This is a genomic window from Paenibacillus sp. R14(2021), assembly GCF_019431355.1.
GTDB lineage: Bacteria > Bacillota > Bacilli > Paenibacillales > Paenibacillaceae > Paenibacillus_Z.
Window position 1 is genome coordinate 4,564,250 of record NZ_CP080269.1, and the last position, 18,221, is coordinate 4,582,470.

Annotated in this window: 18 protein-coding genes; 13 read left to right on the forward strand and 5 right to left on the reverse strand. The window is 56.9% G+C overall.

The window, feature by feature from the left end; translation table 11 throughout:
* Positions 1–84: 84 nt before the first annotated feature.
* Complete coding sequence (tyrS, locus tag KXU80_RS21315; RefSeq protein WP_219835147.1) at positions 85–1,377, forward strand: tyrosine--tRNA ligase; 1,293 nt, start codon at positions 85–87, stop codon at positions 1,375–1,377.
* Positions 1,378–1,440: 63 nt separating this feature from the next.
* Here the strand turns inward: tyrS and KXU80_RS21320 are convergent, their stop codons facing one another.
* Positions 1,441–2,307 carry a helix-turn-helix domain-containing protein gene (locus tag KXU80_RS21320; protein ID WP_258171090.1) on the reverse strand — a complete coding sequence of 289 codons (867 nt, stop codon included), beginning with the start codon at positions 2,305–2,307 and terminating at the stop codon, positions 1,441–1,443.
* Between the two features lie 112 nt (positions 2,308–2,419).
* Between KXU80_RS21320 and KXU80_RS21325 the strand changes: the two genes are divergently transcribed.
* The 5 genes from KXU80_RS21325 (at position 2,420) to KXU80_RS21345 (ending at position 7,796) form a co-directional block, all read left to right on the forward strand.
* On the forward strand, positions 2,420–3,484 hold the full coding sequence (locus KXU80_RS21325; RefSeq protein WP_219839146.1) for a Gfo/Idh/MocA family protein: 1,065 nt from the start codon (positions 2,420–2,422) through the stop codon (positions 3,482–3,484).
* 96 nt (positions 3,485–3,580) lie between these two features.
* Positions 3,581–4,462, forward strand: a complete 882-nt coding sequence (locus tag KXU80_RS21330; protein WP_219835149.1) for a sugar phosphate isomerase/epimerase family protein — start codon at positions 3,581–3,583, stop codon at positions 4,460–4,462.
* A 25-nt stretch (positions 4,463–4,487) separates the two neighbouring features.
* Positions 4,488–5,327, forward strand: a complete 840-nt coding sequence (locus tag KXU80_RS21335; protein WP_219835150.1) for a sugar phosphate isomerase/epimerase family protein — start codon at positions 4,488–4,490, stop codon at positions 5,325–5,327.
* Between the two features lie 252 nt (positions 5,328–5,579).
* Entirely contained in the window at positions 5,580–7,043 is a 1,464-nt protein-coding gene (locus tag KXU80_RS21340; RefSeq protein WP_219835151.1) for a stalk domain-containing protein, read from the forward strand.
* A 249-nt stretch (positions 7,044–7,292) separates the two neighbouring features.
* On the forward strand, positions 7,293–7,796 hold the full coding sequence (locus tag KXU80_RS21345) for a glutathione peroxidase (protein ID WP_219835152.1): 504 nt from the start codon (positions 7,293–7,295) through the stop codon (positions 7,794–7,796).
* Positions 7,797–7,893: 97 nt separating this feature from the next.
* Here KXU80_RS21345 and fdhD read toward each other — a convergent pair whose 3' ends face one another.
* The 4 genes from fdhD to KXU80_RS21365 all read right to left on the reverse strand — a co-directional run bounded on the left by fdhD (position 7,894) and on the right by KXU80_RS21365 (position 12,316).
* Positions 7,894–8,712 (reverse strand): formate dehydrogenase accessory sulfurtransferase FdhD, encoded by an 819-nt coding sequence (gene fdhD / locus KXU80_RS21350; RefSeq protein WP_219835153.1) that lies wholly within the window; start codon positions 8,710–8,712, stop codon positions 7,894–7,896.
* A gap of 38 nt (positions 8,713–8,750) precedes the next feature.
* Positions 8,751–11,126 (reverse strand): FdhF/YdeP family oxidoreductase, encoded by a 2,376-nt coding sequence (locus KXU80_RS21355; protein WP_219835154.1) that lies wholly within the window; start codon positions 11,124–11,126, stop codon positions 8,751–8,753.
* Positions 11,127–11,335: 209 nt separating this feature from the next.
* Positions 11,336–11,701, reverse strand: a complete 366-nt coding sequence (locus KXU80_RS21360) for a Na-translocating system protein MpsC family protein (protein WP_219835155.1) — start codon at positions 11,699–11,701, stop codon at positions 11,336–11,338.
* Between the two features lie 120 nt (positions 11,702–11,821).
* The gene (locus KXU80_RS21365) at positions 11,822–12,316 is read right to left on the reverse strand and encodes a hypothetical protein (protein ID WP_219835156.1); all 495 of its coding nucleotides are present in this window, start codon (positions 12,314–12,316) and stop codon (positions 11,822–11,824) included.
* A 192-nt stretch (positions 12,317–12,508) separates the two neighbouring features.
* Between KXU80_RS21365 and KXU80_RS21370 the strand changes: the two genes are divergently transcribed.
* The 7 genes from KXU80_RS21370 (at position 12,509) to KXU80_RS21400 (ending at position 18,133) form a co-directional block, all read left to right on the forward strand.
* Positions 12,509–13,072 carry a PadR family transcriptional regulator gene (locus tag KXU80_RS21370; protein ID WP_219835157.1) on the forward strand — a complete coding sequence of 188 codons (564 nt, stop codon included), beginning with the start codon at positions 12,509–12,511 and terminating at the stop codon, positions 13,070–13,072.
* A gap of 122 nt (positions 13,073–13,194) precedes the next feature.
* Entirely contained in the window at positions 13,195–14,115 is a 921-nt protein-coding gene (locus tag KXU80_RS21375; RefSeq protein WP_219835158.1) for a DMT family transporter, read from the forward strand.
* A 346-nt stretch (positions 14,116–14,461) separates the two neighbouring features.
* The gene (locus KXU80_RS21380) at positions 14,462–14,674 is read left to right on the forward strand and encodes a hypothetical protein (RefSeq protein ID WP_219835159.1); all 213 of its coding nucleotides are present in this window, start codon (positions 14,462–14,464) and stop codon (positions 14,672–14,674) included.
* Positions 14,652–15,542, forward strand: coding sequence for an ABC transporter ATP-binding protein (locus KXU80_RS21385; protein WP_219835160.1), 891 nt, complete (start codon positions 14,652–14,654; stop codon positions 15,540–15,542). Before KXU80_RS21380 ends, KXU80_RS21385 begins: the two co-directional genes overlap by 23 nt.
* Before the next feature lie 31 nt (positions 15,543–15,573).
* Positions 15,574–16,326, forward strand: coding sequence for an ABC transporter permease (locus KXU80_RS21390; protein WP_219835161.1), 753 nt, complete (start codon positions 15,574–15,576; stop codon positions 16,324–16,326).
* Positions 16,327–16,385: 59 nt separating this feature from the next.
* Positions 16,386–17,537: a sensor histidine kinase gene (locus tag KXU80_RS21395; RefSeq protein ID WP_219835162.1), complete on the forward strand. Its 1,152-nt coding sequence runs from the start codon at positions 16,386–16,388 to the stop codon at positions 17,535–17,537.
* Complete coding sequence (locus KXU80_RS21400) at positions 17,531–18,133, forward strand: response regulator transcription factor (protein ID WP_219839147.1); 603 nt, start codon at positions 17,531–17,533, stop codon at positions 18,131–18,133. The genes KXU80_RS21395 and KXU80_RS21400 overlap by 7 nt, the downstream gene beginning before the upstream one ends.
* Positions 18,134–18,221 lie beyond the last annotated feature (88 nt).

The window sequence follows — 18,221 nt, forward strand, 5'->3', positions numbered from 1 at the left end:
GCACATGATGCCTCGTCCCGGTCTATGGAAGAAAGGGACGAGTCTTTTGTTTTGTGCCCGACAATAAAATTGAGGTGAGTTGCGATGACGACAACGACATCCGGCGGCAATGCCGTTCGGGACGTATTGGAAGAACTGGAATACCGCGGACTTCTGCACCAAGTGACGAATCGGGAGAATTTGAGCAAGAAGCTGGCTTCGGATCGGGTCGTCCTTTATTGCGGCTTCGACCCTACTGCCGACAGCCTTCATATCGGGAGCCTGCTGCCGATTCTAACCTTGGTCCGCTTCCAGCAGGCCGGCCATCAGTCCATTGCGCTCGTCGGCGGAGGGACAGGCCTCATCGGCGATCCAAGCGGTCGTTCCAATGAACGCTCCCTGAACGGACCGGAAACCGTCGCGGCATGGACGGAGAGCTTGAAGCGCCAGCTCTCGCGCTTCCTGGACTTTGAAGCGCCGGAGAATCCAGCTCGGCTGATCAGCAACTATGACTGGCTCGCGCCGATGGACATCATTGCGTTCCTGCGAGATGTGGGCAAGAACTTCACGGTCAATTATATGCTGGCCAAGGATTCTGTGGATTCGCGCCTTGCGAACGGCATATCGTTCACGGAGTTCAGCTACATGATTCTTCAATCGTATGACTTCCATCAGCTGCACCAAGCATTCGGCTGCTCGCTGCAGATCGGCGGCAGCGATCAATGGGGGAACATCACGGCAGGACTCGACCTCATTGCCAAAATGGGCGGCGGCGAAGCGTACGGCATGACAATGCCGCTCGTGACGAAGAGCGACGGCAAGAAGTTCGGCAAGTCGGAGTCCGGCGCTGTCTGGCTGGACCGGAACAAGACGACCGCGTACCAGTTCTATCAGTTCTGGCTCAATACCGACGATGCCGACGCTATCCGGTTCCTCAAGTATTTCACGTTCCTCTCCCGGGAGGAAATCGAGGAGCTGGCTGCTCAGCTGGAAGCGAGCCCAGAGAAACGCGCGGCCCAGAAGACGCTGGCCCGCGAAGTGACTCGTATCGTGCACGGACCGGAAGCGGTGGAGAGCGCGGAGAAAATCACTCAGTCGCTCTTCTCCGGCGAAGTATCCTCGCTAAGCGAGAGCGATCTGCTCGAGGCGATGCTGGATATGTCGAGCGCCGTCGTGACGGACGAAGAAGGCGTCCTGCTGATCGACCTGCTCGTTGCGGCCAACTTGGCTCCGTCCAAGCGGCAGGCGAGACAGGATATCGAGAGCGGCGCGGTTTACGTCAATGACGTCAAGCAAGCGGGCATCGATACCGTGATTGGCCGCGACCAGCGGCTGCACGGCAAGTACTTGATTCTTCGCCGCGGCAAGAAGAACTACTCGGGCGTACGATTCGAGTAGCGATATGATGAAGGGACCCCTCAGCCATGTGCTAAGGGGTCCCTTTTGCTGTACACCGCATCGTCAGCCCATCTGGGACCGGTAGACCGTCGGCGACGTATCGGTGAACTTCTTGAACAGGCGGGAGAAATAAAAGGTGTCGGTGTAGCCCAGCAGGCCTGCGATTTCAATTACCGTCTTATCCGTGCCGAGCAGCAGCTTCTTGGCTTCCGCCACCTTCAGCCGGTGGACGAATTCTCCGAGCGGGTAACCGGTGTAGTCGTGAACGATCCGGCGCAGCGTGGGAACGGAGATATGCCGCCGTGCAGCAACTTCGGCGCTGTCGAGCTTGCCGTAGACGCCGCAGGTCAGATCGTCCAGCAGCTGATGAACGAACAGCGCGCGGCTGCTTGTTTCCGGCTGCTGGAATCGAAGCGCCATGTCGAACAGCAGCGATTCCAGCGTGAGAGCGGCGCGGTCCTGATTGGCGGGAACGGCGCTGTCGAGCAGCCGGAAGATGAGCTCGATTTTGCTGAAGAAGCTCTCGTCGGCACCGACGGACTTGACGATCTGCGGCTGCTCGTACCAGCTCGCCAGCCACTCCTGCACGCGCTCGCCTTCCAGCGTGAAATAGTATTCGTCCCAGAATCCGCCGGCTTCCGGCCCGTATTGAAACACCTCGCCGGGGAAGAGACAGAACAGCGACCCCGCTTCGACGGTCTGGCGGATGCCGTCTCCAGCTTGGTAATATCCACGTCCCGCGCCGATGTAAACGAAGGCCCAATATTCGAAGACGGCGTCCGACCGCTGCAGCGTTCTGCCCGGTAAATGCCCGGCATTCCGAATGAGGAGCGACTGTACGAGCAGCTTCTTCGAATCGATCAAATGATCGTACAGCCTGATCGGCAGCGGGCTGATCATATAATCCATGTAAGTTGACAAGATGTGCATTCTCCCATCGGATTCGGCGTGGTATGGTAAGGGCAGATTTAATTACGATAGTCATGCAAGTCTATTATAACGGGCAGCTGGCCGAAGAGGAAGGAAGCGGTTTAACGTGACAGTGGCAGGTAAACGATTGAACATTGGCGTAATTGGCGCCGGATCGATATCCGGTCTGCATTTGGAGGCGTACCGGGCATGCCCGGATGCGGTGATAACGGCAATCTGTGATCTGAACGAGGAGCGGGCCAAGGCGGCTGCGGCCAAATACGGCGCGCCGAGCAGCTATACGGATTACCGCGAGCTGCTGCGCAATCCCGAGATCGATGCCGTCAGCATCTGTACGTGGAACAACACGCATGCGGAAATCGCCATCGCCGCGCTCGAAGCGGGCAAGCATGTCCTGTGCGAGAAACCGCTCTGCAAGACGGTCGAGGATGCCGAGCGCGTGCAGGCTGCGGTTGAACGTTCGGGCAAGGTGCTGCAGGTCGGATTCGTTCGCCGCTATGCCAGCAGCATCGATGTGCTGAAGCGGTTCATCGATGCGGGCGAGCTGGGGGAGATCTACTATGCGAAGGCATCCTGCCTGCGCAGACTCGGCAACCCCGGCGGCTGGTTCTCGGACAAGGAGCGCTCCGGCGGCGGTCCGCTGATCGACCTTGGTGTTCATATTATCGATCTATGCTGGTACATGATGGGCAGACCGAAGGTGAAGTCCGTCAGCGGCAACACTTACCGCAAGCTCGGCAACCGGTCGCAGATCGAGAACCTTTCCTTCTACAAAGCGGCTGACTACAATTCGGAACGCAACGACGTGGAAGACATGGCGAATGCCGTCATTCGATTCGAGAACGGCGCTTCGCTGATGGTGGACGTCAGCTTTACGCTGCATGCGGCGAAGGATGAGCTGTCCGTGAAGCTGTACGGCGATCAGGGCGGCGCGGAGATCGAGCCTGCGCTCGTGATCATGTCGGAGAAGCATAATACGATCGTGAACATGACGCCCCAGGTAGATCATGCCAGCTTCGATATGACGGATGCGTTCGGACGGGAGATCACGCATTTCGTGAACAGCAGTCTGGGCCGCTGCGAGACGCTTAGTCCCGTTCAGGATGGCGTGGAGGTTACGCGCATGCTGTGCGCCGTATATGAGTCGGCAGCCACGGGCAAAGAAATTCATTTTTAAGTCTAGGAAGAGACAGCGCTGCGCAGACGAAGAGAGCAGATACGTCCGTATCCGCTCAAGGCACGCGGGTCATTCAATATAGAGAGGTTGATGGAGATGACGATTGCATTGCGGAACAAAATCGGTGTCATTGTCGATAGCTTTGGCATCGGCGTGCGCGAGGGCTTGCTGAAAGCGAAAGAGGTCGGCGCGGAGGGCGTGCAGATCTATGCGGTGTCGGGCGAGATGGATCCGGCCAACTTGAACGCGGCGGCTAGACGGGAGCTGCGGGAGCGGATCAGCGGACTAGGACTCGAGATTTCGGCGCTGTGCGGCGATCTGGGCGGCCACGGCTTCCAGGATGCGGCGGCGAATGCGGCCAAAGTCGAGAAATCCAAACGGATTCTCGACCTTGCGGTCGAACTCGGCACGCCGATCGTAACGACGCATATCGGCATCGTGCCGGATGACCAGAATAGCGAGATCTATGCGGCGATGCAGGGCGCCTGCGAGGAGCTTGGGCAATACGCGAAGAGCATGAACGCCTTCTTTGCGATCGAGACGGGACCAGAGCCTGCGGCTCACCTGAAGAGCTTCCTCGATACGCTGAGCACGAACGGCGTTTCCGTTAACTTCGATCCCGCCAACATGGTCATGGTGACGGGCGACGACCCGGTGCAGGGCGTCATTACGCTGAAGGACTACATCGTGCATACGCATGTGAAGGACGGCCAAAGACTGCGCATCGTCGATCCGCGCCAAGTGTACGGCTTCCTCGGCTATCAGGGCATGTCGCATGAGCAAATCGCGGATATGGCATCGGGCGGTCCGGACTTTGCGGAGCTGCCGCTCGGCGAGGGCGGCGTGGATTTCGACGCGTATTTTGCTGCTCTGCAGTCGATTGGCTATACCGGGTACTTGACGATCGAGCGCGAAGTGGGCGATCAGCCGGAGCTGGACATTCGCAGAGCGGTTGAATTTATTAAACGGTACCGCTAGGATGCCGAAGGAGGATGTTGAACGCATGAAGATCGCCGTCAGCGTGTGGAGCTGTCATCAATATTTGCAGGATGGCTCTTGGACCAATTCGGATTTTATCGATTATGCAGCAAGCGCGGGTGCGCAGGGCGTAGAGCTGCTGAGCATATTCTGGGATGCCGAGTCCGACGTGCCCGCTGTTCGCGAGGCGCTTGACCGGACAGGACTTAAGCTGGCCTGCTTCGGAGCTTGCAATGATTTTGCAAGACCCTCCGCGGGGGAACGTGCTGCAGCGCTGGCAGATATTAAGCTTGCCGTGGATGCCGCGGCCCTATTCGGGGCCGAGGTCGTTCGCGTATTCGCCGGCGATGCCAAGGAAGGCGTCAGCTACGAGCAGGGCAAAGTCTGGATCGTAGAAGGACTGACGGAGGGGGCTGCTTACGCGCAAAGCCGCGGCGTGCTGCTCTGTCTGGAGAACCACGGCGTGTTTGCCGGCCGAAGCGCGCAGGTGAAGGAATTGATTGAGGAAGTCGGCTCGCCGGCGCTGCGCAGCACATTCGATATGGGCAATTTTCTGCTGGTGGACGATGTGCCGGATGCGGCTTTCCAAGAGCTTGCGACTTCTATTTCCCATGTGCATGCGAAGGATTTCAAATTGATTGAAGGCGAGGACGGCTATCGCTCGCTTGGCGGCAAGACGTACGTCGGCAAAGCGCCGACCGAAGGCGATGCCGGCGTAGCCGGCTTGGTCGCAAAGCTGGACGGAATCGGATACACGGGCTGGATGAGCGTGGAGTATGAAGGGCAGGAAGAGCAGAAGGCAGGCACGGCCAAAGCGATTAAGCTGCTTCAGGGAACCGTTCACCGTTTGCAGGAGCTTGTCTAGCGCTGGATTGCGGCAAGAAACAACGATGGTAGCAGGTACGGGGCTCAGCGATGAGCATGACCTTAGCACGAACCGTATCGGCAATTGAATACAGCAAAGCTGCGAGGTCCGCTGGGGCCGGCATTGAAGCCAAGAGGGCTGCAATGTCCGTTTCCCGGCGGATTTTTTTTTTCGCAACCTTTCATGGTAAGCTTCGTCCATTGGTATAGAAGGTCGAAGACCCAAGTACGGTTTCGCAAAGGAGGAAATATAGTGGCTTATCGGGCAAAATCACTTCTGATCGACGCGCTTGCCGCCATTATGCTTCCGGCCGTAAGTCTCACGTATGCAGCCGCAGCTTCTGACGTATCTACAATGCAGCAGGCAGTCGCGAATCATGCGGTGGAGCTCTCTTCAGGTGCTCATTCTTCACTGGAGGCCGATGGCACTGCATTCAAACAAATTGTAGCCGGCGACTATTACTCGGCTGCGCTGCGAGCAGACGGGACCGTCTGGACATGGGGCCGCAATTTATGGGGCGAGCTCGGCGTGCTGGCGCATAATACGGTCACCAGCATCGCTGCGCCTGTCCGGCTGACGGGCCTGTCGGAAATGACCGCGATTGCTTCGAACGGGACTGGCGCCCAGGTGGGACGCAAAGCTGACGGGACGGTGTGGGAGTGGGGCTCGATCGCCGGACTGAAGGCGACCATCCGGAACTCCGTGCTGCCGGTGCAGGTGGCAGGCTTGTCGGGCGTAAAGGCAGCCGCCATGCTGAGCGGTACGGGCTTGGCGCTGAAGAGTGACGGCACGATGGCCGCTTGGACGCATACCGGTCAAGGCGGGGACGTGAAGATCGTCCAAGTGGACGACAGCCGCAAATGGGCAAGTCTCCAGTCGGATGGCAGCGCGGTCTATGCTTTGGATAACAGCGGCAGCGTCTGGCTGTTCGACGAGCGGCGGGAACAAGACCGCTTCATCTTGCTTCCGCCTGTTCGGCTGACCGGACTTCCGGAGATGAAACAGCTCTCCTTCAGCGACAGCTCCGTCGAGCTTTACGGCGTGGACAAGCTCGGCGCAGCATGGAAATGGAACAGGCAGAGCAAGCCGGTTCGCGTCTTTCCGAAGCTGAAGGTAAAGGAAATTCATGCCGGCGGCTACGACGTGCTCATTACCGAGCAAGGCGAGGTATGGGCGCTTGGGAAAGGCCCGAACGGCAAGGCTGGCAAAGTAGAGGGGCTGCGGGATATCGTATCCGCTGCGTCCGGCGGCCATCACAATCTGGCGCTGGACTCGAAAGGGCGAATATGGGGATGGGGCAGCGATAATTGGCATCAGACCGGCCAAGTTCGTCCAGCCGGCGACGGCATGGTTTATCGACCGCTTCCCATTCAACCGGCGATTACCGTATATGTGAACGGGAAGCTGTTTACGTCCGCTTTTCCGGCCCGGATGGATAATCTCTCGATCTCGGTTCCGCTTCGGAATATCCTAGGCGCACTTGGAGGCAGTCTGTCCACGTCAAGCGATTATACGATGACGATTCAGTATAAAGCGATCCATGTCAAATGGCTTGGCGATGGAGCCGCGGAAATCAACGGCAAGCGGGTGGAGCTTCCCGCGGTCATGCCGGGCTTCTCCGGTGTTATGATGGTGCCGGTTGCGCTGCTGAAGCAGATGGGTATCGCCGCCGCATGGGATGCGAAGCGGGGAGAGCTGCGCTTGACCGCTGTTTGAGACTGCGGGGCTTGAGGGCTGTCCGTGCGAATCAGAAGGCAAGGAGACGGGTGGTTATGACCCGGTTCCTTGTCTTCTTTGCGCGATCTGTGCGGATAACATGCTCATGGGGGCCAGTCATGAAGCAATTGTGACAAAGGCATGGACGCTTGCGGGCAGGCATAACGATAATAGAGGTTAAACAGTGTTCAAATGGCCGTTGATTGTTTAAAATAAGATTGTATCCAATTCAAATACGAGGTGATCGTGATGAACGTTTACGACTTCACGGTAAAGACGTCCCGGGGCGAAGCAAAATCACTTGCCGATTACCGCGGCCAAGTGCTGCTCATTGTAAATACGGCGACGGGGTGCGGGTTAGCCCCGCAGTTCAAGGAGCTGCAGCAATTGAGCGAGACGTACAAGGATGCAGGCCTGACGGTGCTCGGCTTTCCGTGCAACCAGTTTCGGGAGCAGGAGCCTGTGAAAGACAGTGACATGCAGGAGGCTTGCCAAATCAATTTCGGCGTGACCTTCCCGTTGCTAGGCAAAATCAACGTCAATGGTCCGGATGCGGACCCGCTGTATAAGTATTTGAAGAAGGAAGCTTCGGGCTTCCTCGGCTCGTCCATCAAGTGGAACTTCACTAAATTTCTCGTGAATACAGAAGGCCATGTCGTGAAGCGCTTCTCGCCGGCGACCAAACCTTTGAAATTCGAAGCGTATATCCGCAAGCTGCTTGCTGACGTGAAGACGGGAACGCCGGTCGTGTAAACGAAAGCCGAGCTTTCATCGGAATAGAAAAAACCAGTGTGCACAGTTCAACCGTGGCACTGGTTTTTTTTTTGTGTTGGCTTTATTGCCCCACTCTTTAGCGGTCTTTAGTCTGCTGGGCATCCGGACTGTCCACGATTCGGTAGCCATGCGTGTACACATTCATGTCTCCTCCGCGGATGAAGCCGACGCAGGTGATGCCGAGATCGTCCGCCAGCTTCAGTGCGAGGTCGGTCGGCGCCGATTTGGAGAGCAGGATGCCGACGCCGATTTTGGCCGCTTTCAGCACAACCTCCGAGGAGAGGCGGCCGCTGAAGGCGATGATTTTGTCCGCTGCGGGAAGGCGCTGCTGCAGGGCATAGCCGAACAGCTTGTCGAGCGCATTGTGCCGGCCGATGTCGGCGCGAACGGCGATGAGCGCGGATGACGTGCAGAGCGCCGCGTTATGCACGCCTCCGGTCAGCTGAAACGCCGCAGAGCTCTGCTGCAGCAGCCGCATAAGCGTCATGCACTGCGGGGCCGTGACGGTCATGCGCGTCATCGAGGTTCGGGCCGTCCGAGCATCGCTGCGAAAATAAAACTGACGGCTCTTCCCGCAGCAGGACCCGATAAACCGCTTCGCGTAATCGTCTTTGCCGGTCGATTGCTTATGGTGCAGCTCTGCATAGATATAGCCGCGTTCCTCGTCGATTCGCAGCTCCTTGATGTCCTTGACCTCTCGAATGACGCCCTCGGAGGCCAGGAAACCGATCGCGAGCTCCGTGAGATCGGTCGGCGAGCAGACAATCGTCGCGAATTCTTCGCCGTCGAGCTGCACGGTCAGCGGGTATTCCGCGGCGATCTCATCCTCCTGAATCGAGGCTTCGCCTGCCGTATATTTGCGAATGGACCAGCTGGTTGTCGCGTTAGGCAGCATCCGATGTTCCTCCCCTGACGTCTCGCTTGCAGCACCGTCTATTTCACTTCCTGTAAGTCCTCTTCGTGCAGCTCATGGTCGAGCCCTGCAATTCGCTTCTCCACGTAACGGGTGTCCTTCAGCGAATGATAGGTTTCCGCGCGTTCCATGATAACCGCCGCATTGTATTCCGGAATGCCGGCATGCGGCTCATAGACCTTCTTCGGAAGCAAGGCGTTGCATTCCGGCCAATAGAGCTCCAGGTTGCCTTCGGCGATGGAGGCGTATTTGGCTCTGCCGTGGAACGTGCCGGAGCTGTTGTACAGCACGACAGCCTCGCCTTCCGCGATGCCGTGCTTAAGACCGTCGCTTGGATGCATCAGCACATCGTACCGGCTTGCGGCATTGAAAGGATCGGTGCCGCCGTAGATCATGGAATTGAACTGCTTCCCGCGCCGGGACGTGAAGTAGAAATGGCCGTCCGGCTTACGGAGCTCCGGCAGCTCGATCGGCAGGAGCTGGCCGCGTCCGTCCTTCGTGGGACAGATGCCTCCTTCGCAGAGCCAAGCGCCGCCCCATTGAAACACATCGCCCTTGTTCTTCAGAAACTGGATACCATCGTAGTTCGGCGCAGCAAGCGCAATCTCCGCACGCAGCGCGTTGGCGCTCTTGAACGTAATGGATTTGGCTCGGGCTGGATAGACCCGCGCGGCCAAGTCGCAGTAAATCTGCCATTCCGCGCGTGCTTCCGCAATGCGTGGGCCTTCAATCTCCGGCGAGAAATACACCATCCGTTCCGTCGATGTAGAGGTGCCGCCGCCGGGCTGCTCGTAGCGCGTCATGGCCGGCAGGACGATGACGGCTTCACGGGCATCGGCGAGCGTCGATGTGTTCAGTACGATATCCTGGTGAACGCGGATGTCGACGGCCTCCAAGCAGGAGCGGACGAAATCCGGCTCAGGCATCGTCTCGAGGAAATTGCCGCCGGACGTATAGAACAGCTTGAGCTTTCGCTCGTGTTCATCGGGCAGCAGCGCATTCTCCAGCGTAACGCCGACAATGTCCCCCTGCCACCGCGGCAGCTGGAACCCCCATATCGCTTCCATCCGCGCGATGTCCATACCCTTAAATTCGCCGCCGGGCAGGCTGAACGGATCGGCACCCATTTCGCCGGAGCCTTGGACACCGCTATGGCCGCGGATCGGCATGAGGCCGCAGTGCTCGCGGCCGAGGAAGCCGCGCAGCAGCGCCAAATTGGCGACCTGCGAGATATTGTCGGAGCCGAAGCGGTGCTGCGTCAGCCCCATGCTCCAAACGAAGACGCCTGATTTCGCCGCCGCGAGCAGCTCGGAGAATTCCGTCATGCGCGCACGCGACAAGCCGGAAGAACGTTCAAGCTGCGCCCAGTCTTGCGCCAGTACATGCGTGCGAAGCGCATCGAAGCCGTTCGCATGCTCGCGCACGAAAGCATGATCGATGGCGGAGCCGGGCTTAGCGGCCTCCATGTCGAACCAATGCTTCATGACCCCGTGCATGAAGGCGATATCTCCGCCGATGTTGACTTGGTAGAAATCGTCGGCAAGCTTCGTTCCGAACAGGGCGGATTCAGGAATAGAAGGTACCCAGTAGCCGTCCATCGCAGGCTCGCGGTAAGGGTTGATGACGATGATTCTCGTCCCCTTGCGTTTGGCGGCGTACATATATTTGGTGGATACCGGTTGGTTGTTCGCCGCAACGCTTCCCCAGAACACAAGCACGTCGGTACCGATCCAATCCTTGTAGTTGCAGCTGGAAGCCCCGATGCCGATGGAGCGCTTCAGCGCTGTTTTGGACGGCGAATGGCAGATCCGCGAAGCGTTGTCGATATTGTTCGTTCCAAGGAAGCGCGCTGCCTTGGCCGCCGCGTAGTAGGATTCATTCGTGATTCCGCGGGCGGTCAGGTAGAAAGCCAGCTGCTTCGGATCGATGGCGCGAATCCGCGCCGCGATCAGGCCCAGCGCCTCGTCCCACGACAAGCGGCTGAAGGACCGTTCGCCCTTGCGGCGAATGAGCGGGTAAGGCAATCGCCCCAGCTTGCGCAGCGCGGTGCTGTCCATCCGGCGGAGCTCGTCGATATCGGCATGCAGCACGGCAGGCTTGATGGCAGGCATGGTGTTCAGCCGGAGCAAATTCAGCCGTGTCGTGCACACATGGGGACCGGCCAGTGTCTGGTCATGCAAGCCGGATACGCCAAGCGCGCAGCCATCGCAAACGCCCTGTGTCAGAATGCGTAACGCATAGGGCAAATTATCGCGGTTGTCTGCCATGACTTTCAGCGTATCGCGAATGTGATGCGGCTTCACCTTGCCGAGCCCGAAAGGTATTTTGCTTACCCAGAGCTTCGAATTCGGCAGACTCGGCAGCTTAATCGGTCCGGTATGCTTTGTTCTCCCCATGACTTATATACCTCCTGTCGCATCAAAGCCGCGGCGACTGCAAAATGGCATTAAAAAAACCGCGCGGAGCCCCGGCCTTTTCTTCGGAATGAAGCAAGCACGCTCACTCCGGATGGAAGAGGCACATGGTTCATAGTTGAAGAAAAAATCGTCTCTTTGCGGCTAGTCTCTCGCAGGTTCGCTGCCAAGCGCCAACGCCTAACTCGTCTCTAGCGGTTGCCGCCGAACTTGCGCTCGATATCCTGATCGAAGACGAAGATCGACATGCCGAAGTCCTTGTCGATATCAATATCGAGATAGAGCTCCACGTAGCGTGCGCCGAGCAGCTCTTCCATTTCAAACGGCGGATGTTTGCGGTAAATATCTTTCACCCATTGCGTGCGCGCCTCGCGAAGCAGCTGTTTGCCGTCATTCGCTGCCGCGATGAACTTCTCGACGGGCGAGAGATTGCCTTCCATCTCGCAGATGGCCCAGCGCTTGCAGAAGGTTGTCGTGATGCGGCTCGGGCCTTTGCCCATATGGCGTTTGCGGAAGGCTTTGACCAGGTTGCTGAATTCCGCTTCGATTGGATTCATGCGTTACACCTCATTAACAGCCGCAGAACCGGTGACAGGATCGCTGTTTCGTATCAAGCGGCATCGCCCTAAAGCTTAGGTTTATCTTAGCAAGAAAGCGTAATCAAGGCAATGCTATTTCTACAAATTTATGCCAATTATTGAAATGAAGAACAGGAGCAGCGGAAGGAAAATGAAGGCTTGTATTGCGCGGGAGAGTGCGGCGTTTGTAAGGAATTTCGACAAAATCAGATCAATGAGGAAGTAGAGCAGTGCGCACTGCATACCTAGAATGCCGGATTTATAGGAGAAGAAGCCAAGCAGCAGCAGCTGTCCCCAATAGCCGAAAAACATATGAAGAGCGGCGGATAAGGGGCCATGCAGCCATTTGCGCCGTAACAGTCTATAGAGCAGCAGCTCGCTGATCATAGAGGAGGCAACGCCATAGATATACATCATCGGAGTTACATAGAGGAGCACAATCATAATCATGCTCAGCAAGGGTTTGACGCCGAGGTCCGATCCGGCATTGTAAAGCATGGCGACTGCCAAGTAGACGGAAGTCAGGACCGCCGAGATTGCGGCGCTCGTTAGTTTGCGGTAAAGCCATGGAAGAACCAGCCGGGAAAGCGGCATGCTTCATCACTCCTCATCTGTATTGAGGTTAGCGTACCTCAGCTGAGCCTCGCGGGCGAAGTTCTAACTTTTGTAGAACCCCGGAGAACGTGTCAGGGGCAGTGGGAAGGAGCGCATCCCTCCGGCATGCGTTTTCGCATGAATTATGGTACGATTCTCGGCAAAAGAGTGCTTTCTAGGGGGATTCGCAGAATGAACGCATTATCATACGCCTTGCTCTGCATGCTGGCGCGCAGGCCTTGCTCGGGTTATGAGCTGACGAAGCTGCTGCAGCTGTTCTGGCAGGCGCAGCATAGTCAAATCTATCCGCTGCTCGCGAAGCTGGAGAAGGACAAGCTGGTCACCTTCGAGCTGGTCGGGCAAACCGGCAAGCCGGATAAGAAAATTTACAGCATCACGGACCGAGGCATCGCCGAGCTGAAGCACTGGATCCAGAATCAGCCCCCATCGATGCAATTGGAGCGTGACGAGTTTCTGATCAAGGTCTACGCGATCGGTCTGATTCAGCCGGAGGCGGCCGAGGGACTCTTCCGGGAACGGAGCGAAGCGCTAGCGGCACGGAGAAGCCGGCTCGAGGGCGAGATTCGGTTAATGGAAGCAGAAGAGCTGCCGGTCACGGACTTCGCCTCCAAACAGTTCGGACGGTATTTGCTCTACCAGCGGAAGCTTCGCCTCGTAAGCGAAGAGCTTGATTGGATCGAATGGGCGCTGCCGCTATTTCGACTCTCGCGGGTTGTTCCAGAACCGAAGGCGTGACGGTCCGGACGGGGCTGAAACGCGTTGGCATCCATCTGCCGAATTTCTATTGAATTTCCGCCCTGAATCGGTCAAACTGTTCACGAGGCTACAAAGGATAAGGAATGGGGATCGGTAGACAAATGAAACATGAACGCAAATGGATGTACTATATGGGGCTGGCATTGGTCGCCGCCATTTGGGGAGCGAATTTCGGCGTATCGCGTAAAGCGATGGATACCTTTGATCCGGTACTGTTCGCTTTCCTGCGGTTTTCGCTGTCGCTGCCGTTTTTCTTCCTGCTGCTGAAGATCAAGGAAGGCAGTGTCGGCATTCCGCTCAAGGCAGCATGGAAGCTGATACTTATTGGGCTTGTGGGCGTTACGGGACTTGAAATCGCAGTTATGTATTCCATCAAATATACGACGCTTGCCAACGCATCGCTGCTCAATGTGGCACCGTGGCCGATTTTCGCCGCGCTGCTTGGGCCGCTCTTCCTGCGGGAACGGATCACCTCGCGTCTAGTCGTTGGCGGAATTGCTGCGATGGCAGGGGTATGCCTCATCATTCTGGGCGGCTCGGAAGGGTTCGATCTATCGTCAGAGCATATGATCGGCAATCTCTTGGCGCTCGGCATCAGCTTCGTCGGCGCGCTGTTCAATCTGGCCTGTATGCCGCTTATGCGGCAGTATTCCGCCCTGCGCGTCAGCACTTGGTTCATTACCTTCGGCGTGATCTTTATGTTTCCTCTGACGCTGCACGCTTGGGGGAAGGTCGATTGGGGCTCGCTGACAGGCAGCCACTACACGGCTATCGTGTACAACGTTCTAATCTGTACCGTGTTCGCGTTCGTAGTATGGAATGCAAGCATGTTTAAAATCGGGGCGGCGCGTGCGAATTTCTTCCGCTATGTGGTTCCGGCTTCCGCTGTGGCCGCAGGGTACTTGTTCTTCGACGAATCGATTAGTACGTGGCAGCTGACAGGCACCGTGTTCATGGCGGCAGGACTTGTGTGGATCAGCCTGGAACGAAGAGAGCCGGCGGCACCGGTTATAACGCTGTAAAATTGGACGACCCCCGCTTCTTCCCGAAGCGGGGGTCTATTTGTTCATGTAAGCGGGGCCTAGCGCCGATCATGCAGCGCTGCCCTGTATAGTAAGCGTAACCGCCAATGTCTTCCTACTCTCATAACTAATAAATCATGCACGAAAGCAACGAAAGCCCTAACCTCTCTTACGTCCTTGCGGTTCCTCGACCGCGCCAGTGTGAATCCGTGTTCCTTCAAGCAGCCGTGAATAAAAGGAAATTATCTGTGGTGATCTAGAGGGTATCACTACCAATACGAGGAAAAAACCAGAGGTTACACTTGATACAAGGATTCATTATACACGCAAAGCAGGAGGATAGCAAGTGTTTCTCGTTCATATGACAGCAGAAGACCCGTATGACATTTGTCATATCAAAGGTATTACATTCGTGTGTACCGCGCCTATGCTGCCGGCAGGTACAATGAGTGTAGATCAAGAAGAGACGGACGAAGCCGGTTCTGCTGGGGCAGCGGCGCAGGTTTCTTCCGAAATGATGACGGGAGTGAACAGGAATGAAAGCAGCGATTCAGCTTAGCGGCGTCAGCAAAATTTATAAGGACAAGAAAGCTGTCGACAATGTGACGTTGTCGATCGCGGAAGGAACAGTGGTTGCCCTGCTCGGTCCGAACGGCGCGGGCAAGACGACCACGGTGTCGATGATTCTCGGTCTGCATAAGCCGACGAAAGGAACCGTGAAGCTGCTCGGCGGCAATCCCGGCGATACGCGCGTCCGCGACCGGATCGGTGCGATGCTGCAGGATGTGAGCGTCATCGACGGGTTGAAGGTGGCGGAGAGCATTAATTTGTTCCGCAGCTATTATGAGAAGCCGCTGGCGCTCGATTATTTGCTTAAAGTGTCCAACTTAGAAGCCGAGAAGGATAAGATGGCCTCCGCGCTCTCCGGCGGGCAGCAGCGCCGCTTAGGCTTCGCCCTGGCACTTGCAGGCGATCCGGAGGTCATCTTCCTTGACGAGCCCACGGTGGGCATGGATGTCACTTCCCGCCAGCTGTTCTGGGATACGGTTCGCGCCATGGCGGGGAAAGGGCGGACAATCGTGCTCACGACGCATTATCTCGATGAAGCGGACAGCGTCGCCGACCGGATCGTCGTCATCAATAACGGCCGTATCATCGCCGACGGTACGCCGAGCGAGATCAAAGCCGAGACAACCGGCCGCGTGATCTCTTTCATCGCTGGTGCATCAGTTACAACCGAAGCGCTTCGCGCGCTGCCGGGCGTTACGGACGTGGAATGGAGCGGACGCAAGGTGCGGCTCTTCAGCGGCGATACGGACCGGTTGATCAAGGCACTGATTGAGCAGCGGCTCGACATGCGCGATATCGAGATTCAAAGCGGCGGACTAGAGGATGCGTTCCAAGCCCTCGTCCAGCAAGCGAATTAATATTCCACGATAAACAAGGGGATGAATAGAAATGAATACGACATTTCGGGCTGCAGTGGCCCAGTGCAAGGCTGAGCTGCTTCGTACCGTGCGCAATAAACGGTTTGTTATTTTCTCGATTGTGATGCCGGTGGCTTTCTTCTTCTTGTTCTCCGGTACGATGGGCGGCCAGAAGATGGATAATGGCGTAGATTTCACCTCGTATTATCTCATGTCCATGACCAGCTACGGCATTATCGGCGCCAGCTTCTCGACGTTCAGTATCCGATTATCGCGCGAACGCTCCCAGGGCTGGATCCGTCTGCTCAAAATCACCCCGCTGCCGTCATGGGCCTACATTGTGTCCAAAGTAAGTGCGCAGGCAATCATTAATTTCTTCATTGTCATCATGATGTTCGTCATCGGCGGATTAGCAAAGCATATCGATCTGCCAATCTCCACTTGGCTTGCATGCGGCGCCTGGATCTGGGCGGGCGGCATGTCGTTCATGGCGCTCGGTACGCTGTTCGGCTCGATGCGCAATCCCGATGCGGTTCAAGTGCTCAGCACCATCGTTTACATGGGCTTATCTGTGCTCGGCGGTTTATGGATGCCGACGTCCACGATGTCGCAAACCATGCAGGACATCTCTAAGCTGACGCCAACCTACCGGGTGGGCCAAGGTGCCTGGAGCATGCTGGGCGGCGGTACGGTCGAGTGGTCGAGCGTCGGTATTCTCGCAGCCTACGTGGTCGTGTTTATGCTATTATCTTCCTATATCATGAGAAAGCAAGAAGCAGTGTAAGAGTCTGCGGCTCGAGCCTCTCTTGACGACATAAAGACCACGGAAGCGGTGTTAACTTCATGCGCAAATTAAGCAGGCGGCCCGATCAAGGACCGCCTCTCATTTTTACAATGGTGTGGCTTATTTATCTTGTGTTCCCGCTTGTGAGCTTATTCAAGCAGCCGTTGCCGGAGCTGATCGAAGGTCTGGTGGTCATAGCGGTTTTCATCGTGTTGTACATTTGCGGCTATTTGTACGAACGCACGCGGCTGTTCGCTGTTCTGGGCTTGATCTTCATTACGCTTCTGTTTTGCCTGAAGCTCGATGCGAGCGGCATTTATTTGGCTTTCTATCCCACGCCGATTATCGGTCTCCTGAAGTCGCGCAGGCAAACGATCATCGGATATGCCGCCTTGATTGCGCTGTTCGCGTTCGACCTCGTTCATTGGCAGGTCTACCTGGACCAGGATCAGCTTGTGCAGCTGCTGCCGGCCATGTTCGTCATGCTCGTCATGCCGATCGGCTTCAAGCTGGGCAAGCGGTCCAAGGAGCTGCGCCAGAAGCTGAATCTTGCCAACGAGGAGATCGCGCGCCTGTCCAAGAACGAGGAGCGGCAGCGGATTTCCCGGGACCTTCATGATACGCTCGGTCATACGCTGTCGCTCATTACGCTGAAGAGCGAGCTGGCCGAGAAGCTCATCACGAAGCATCCCGAGCGTGCCACCCAGGAAGTGAAGGATATTCAGGCGACCTCGCGGGCTGCGCTAAAGCAAGTGCGCGAACTGGTATCGGGCATGAATGCCGTTACGATCCGGCTGGAAGTGGATCATGCGAAGCAAATTCTCGCCGCGGCGGGTATTCTACTGGAGCAGCGAGGGGATTTGGACAGCCCGATTCCATCGCCGCTGATCGATAACATTCTCGGCATGTGTTTGCGGGAATCCGTTACGAACGTCGTCAAGCACAGCCGGGCCGGGTTATGCAGGGTAGAGCTGCAGCGTGAAGCGGGCAGCCTTCTTCTGACGATCGAAGATAACGGCGTCGGGCTGCTCAAGAAGAATGGGGAAGGGGAGCAAGCCCTAAGCACCTGCAACGGGATGAAGGGAATGCGGGACCGGCTGAAGCTGATCGAGGGCGTACTGGCGATCGAGCCTGTGAGCTCAGGTCAAGGAACGCGGCTCGTTTTCACGGTGCCTGTGGTGGAAAAAGCAGGGAAAGGGGATAAATCATGAAAGTCATCGTAGCGGAAGATCAAGGGATGCTTCGCGGCGCACTCAGCGCGCTGCTCGATTTGGAAGACGATATCGAGGTCATCGCGCAAGCAGAGAACGGACGGCAGGCGCTCGAAGTCATCGAGCAGTTGAATCCCGACATCTGCGTGATGGATATTGAGATGCCGCACATGAGCGGACTGGACGTTGCGGAGCGGTTGAAGGAGATGAATCATTCCTGCAAGGTGGTTGTCTTGACGACCTTCTCGCGTTCAGGGTATTTCCAGCGGGCCATGAAAGCGGGCGTTCGCGGCTTCCTGCTCAAGGATTCGCCGATTGACGAGCTTGGCGCTGCGCTGAGAACGGTGTACAAGGGCGGCCGGTCCGTAAGTCCCGAGCTTGCGATGACCTTCTTCGAGAGCGAGAATCCGCTGTCCGAGCGCGAACGTGAAGTACTCAAGCTGGCGTCGGAAGGCTTATCCGCCGGCGACATCGCCGGCAAGCTGTTTTTGTCCGCGGGTACGGTGCGCAATTATTTGTCGGAAGCGATTCAGAAGCTGGAAGCTAAGAATCGGATTGATGCCATCGGGATCGCGGAGAAGAATGGATGGCTGTGATGCAGAGCAAATCGAGCGGAAGCTTCTAACAATTCAATGAAAGTTTACTGATAGAAGAAAGGTTTCCGTATTTAAATAGCCATGCAGG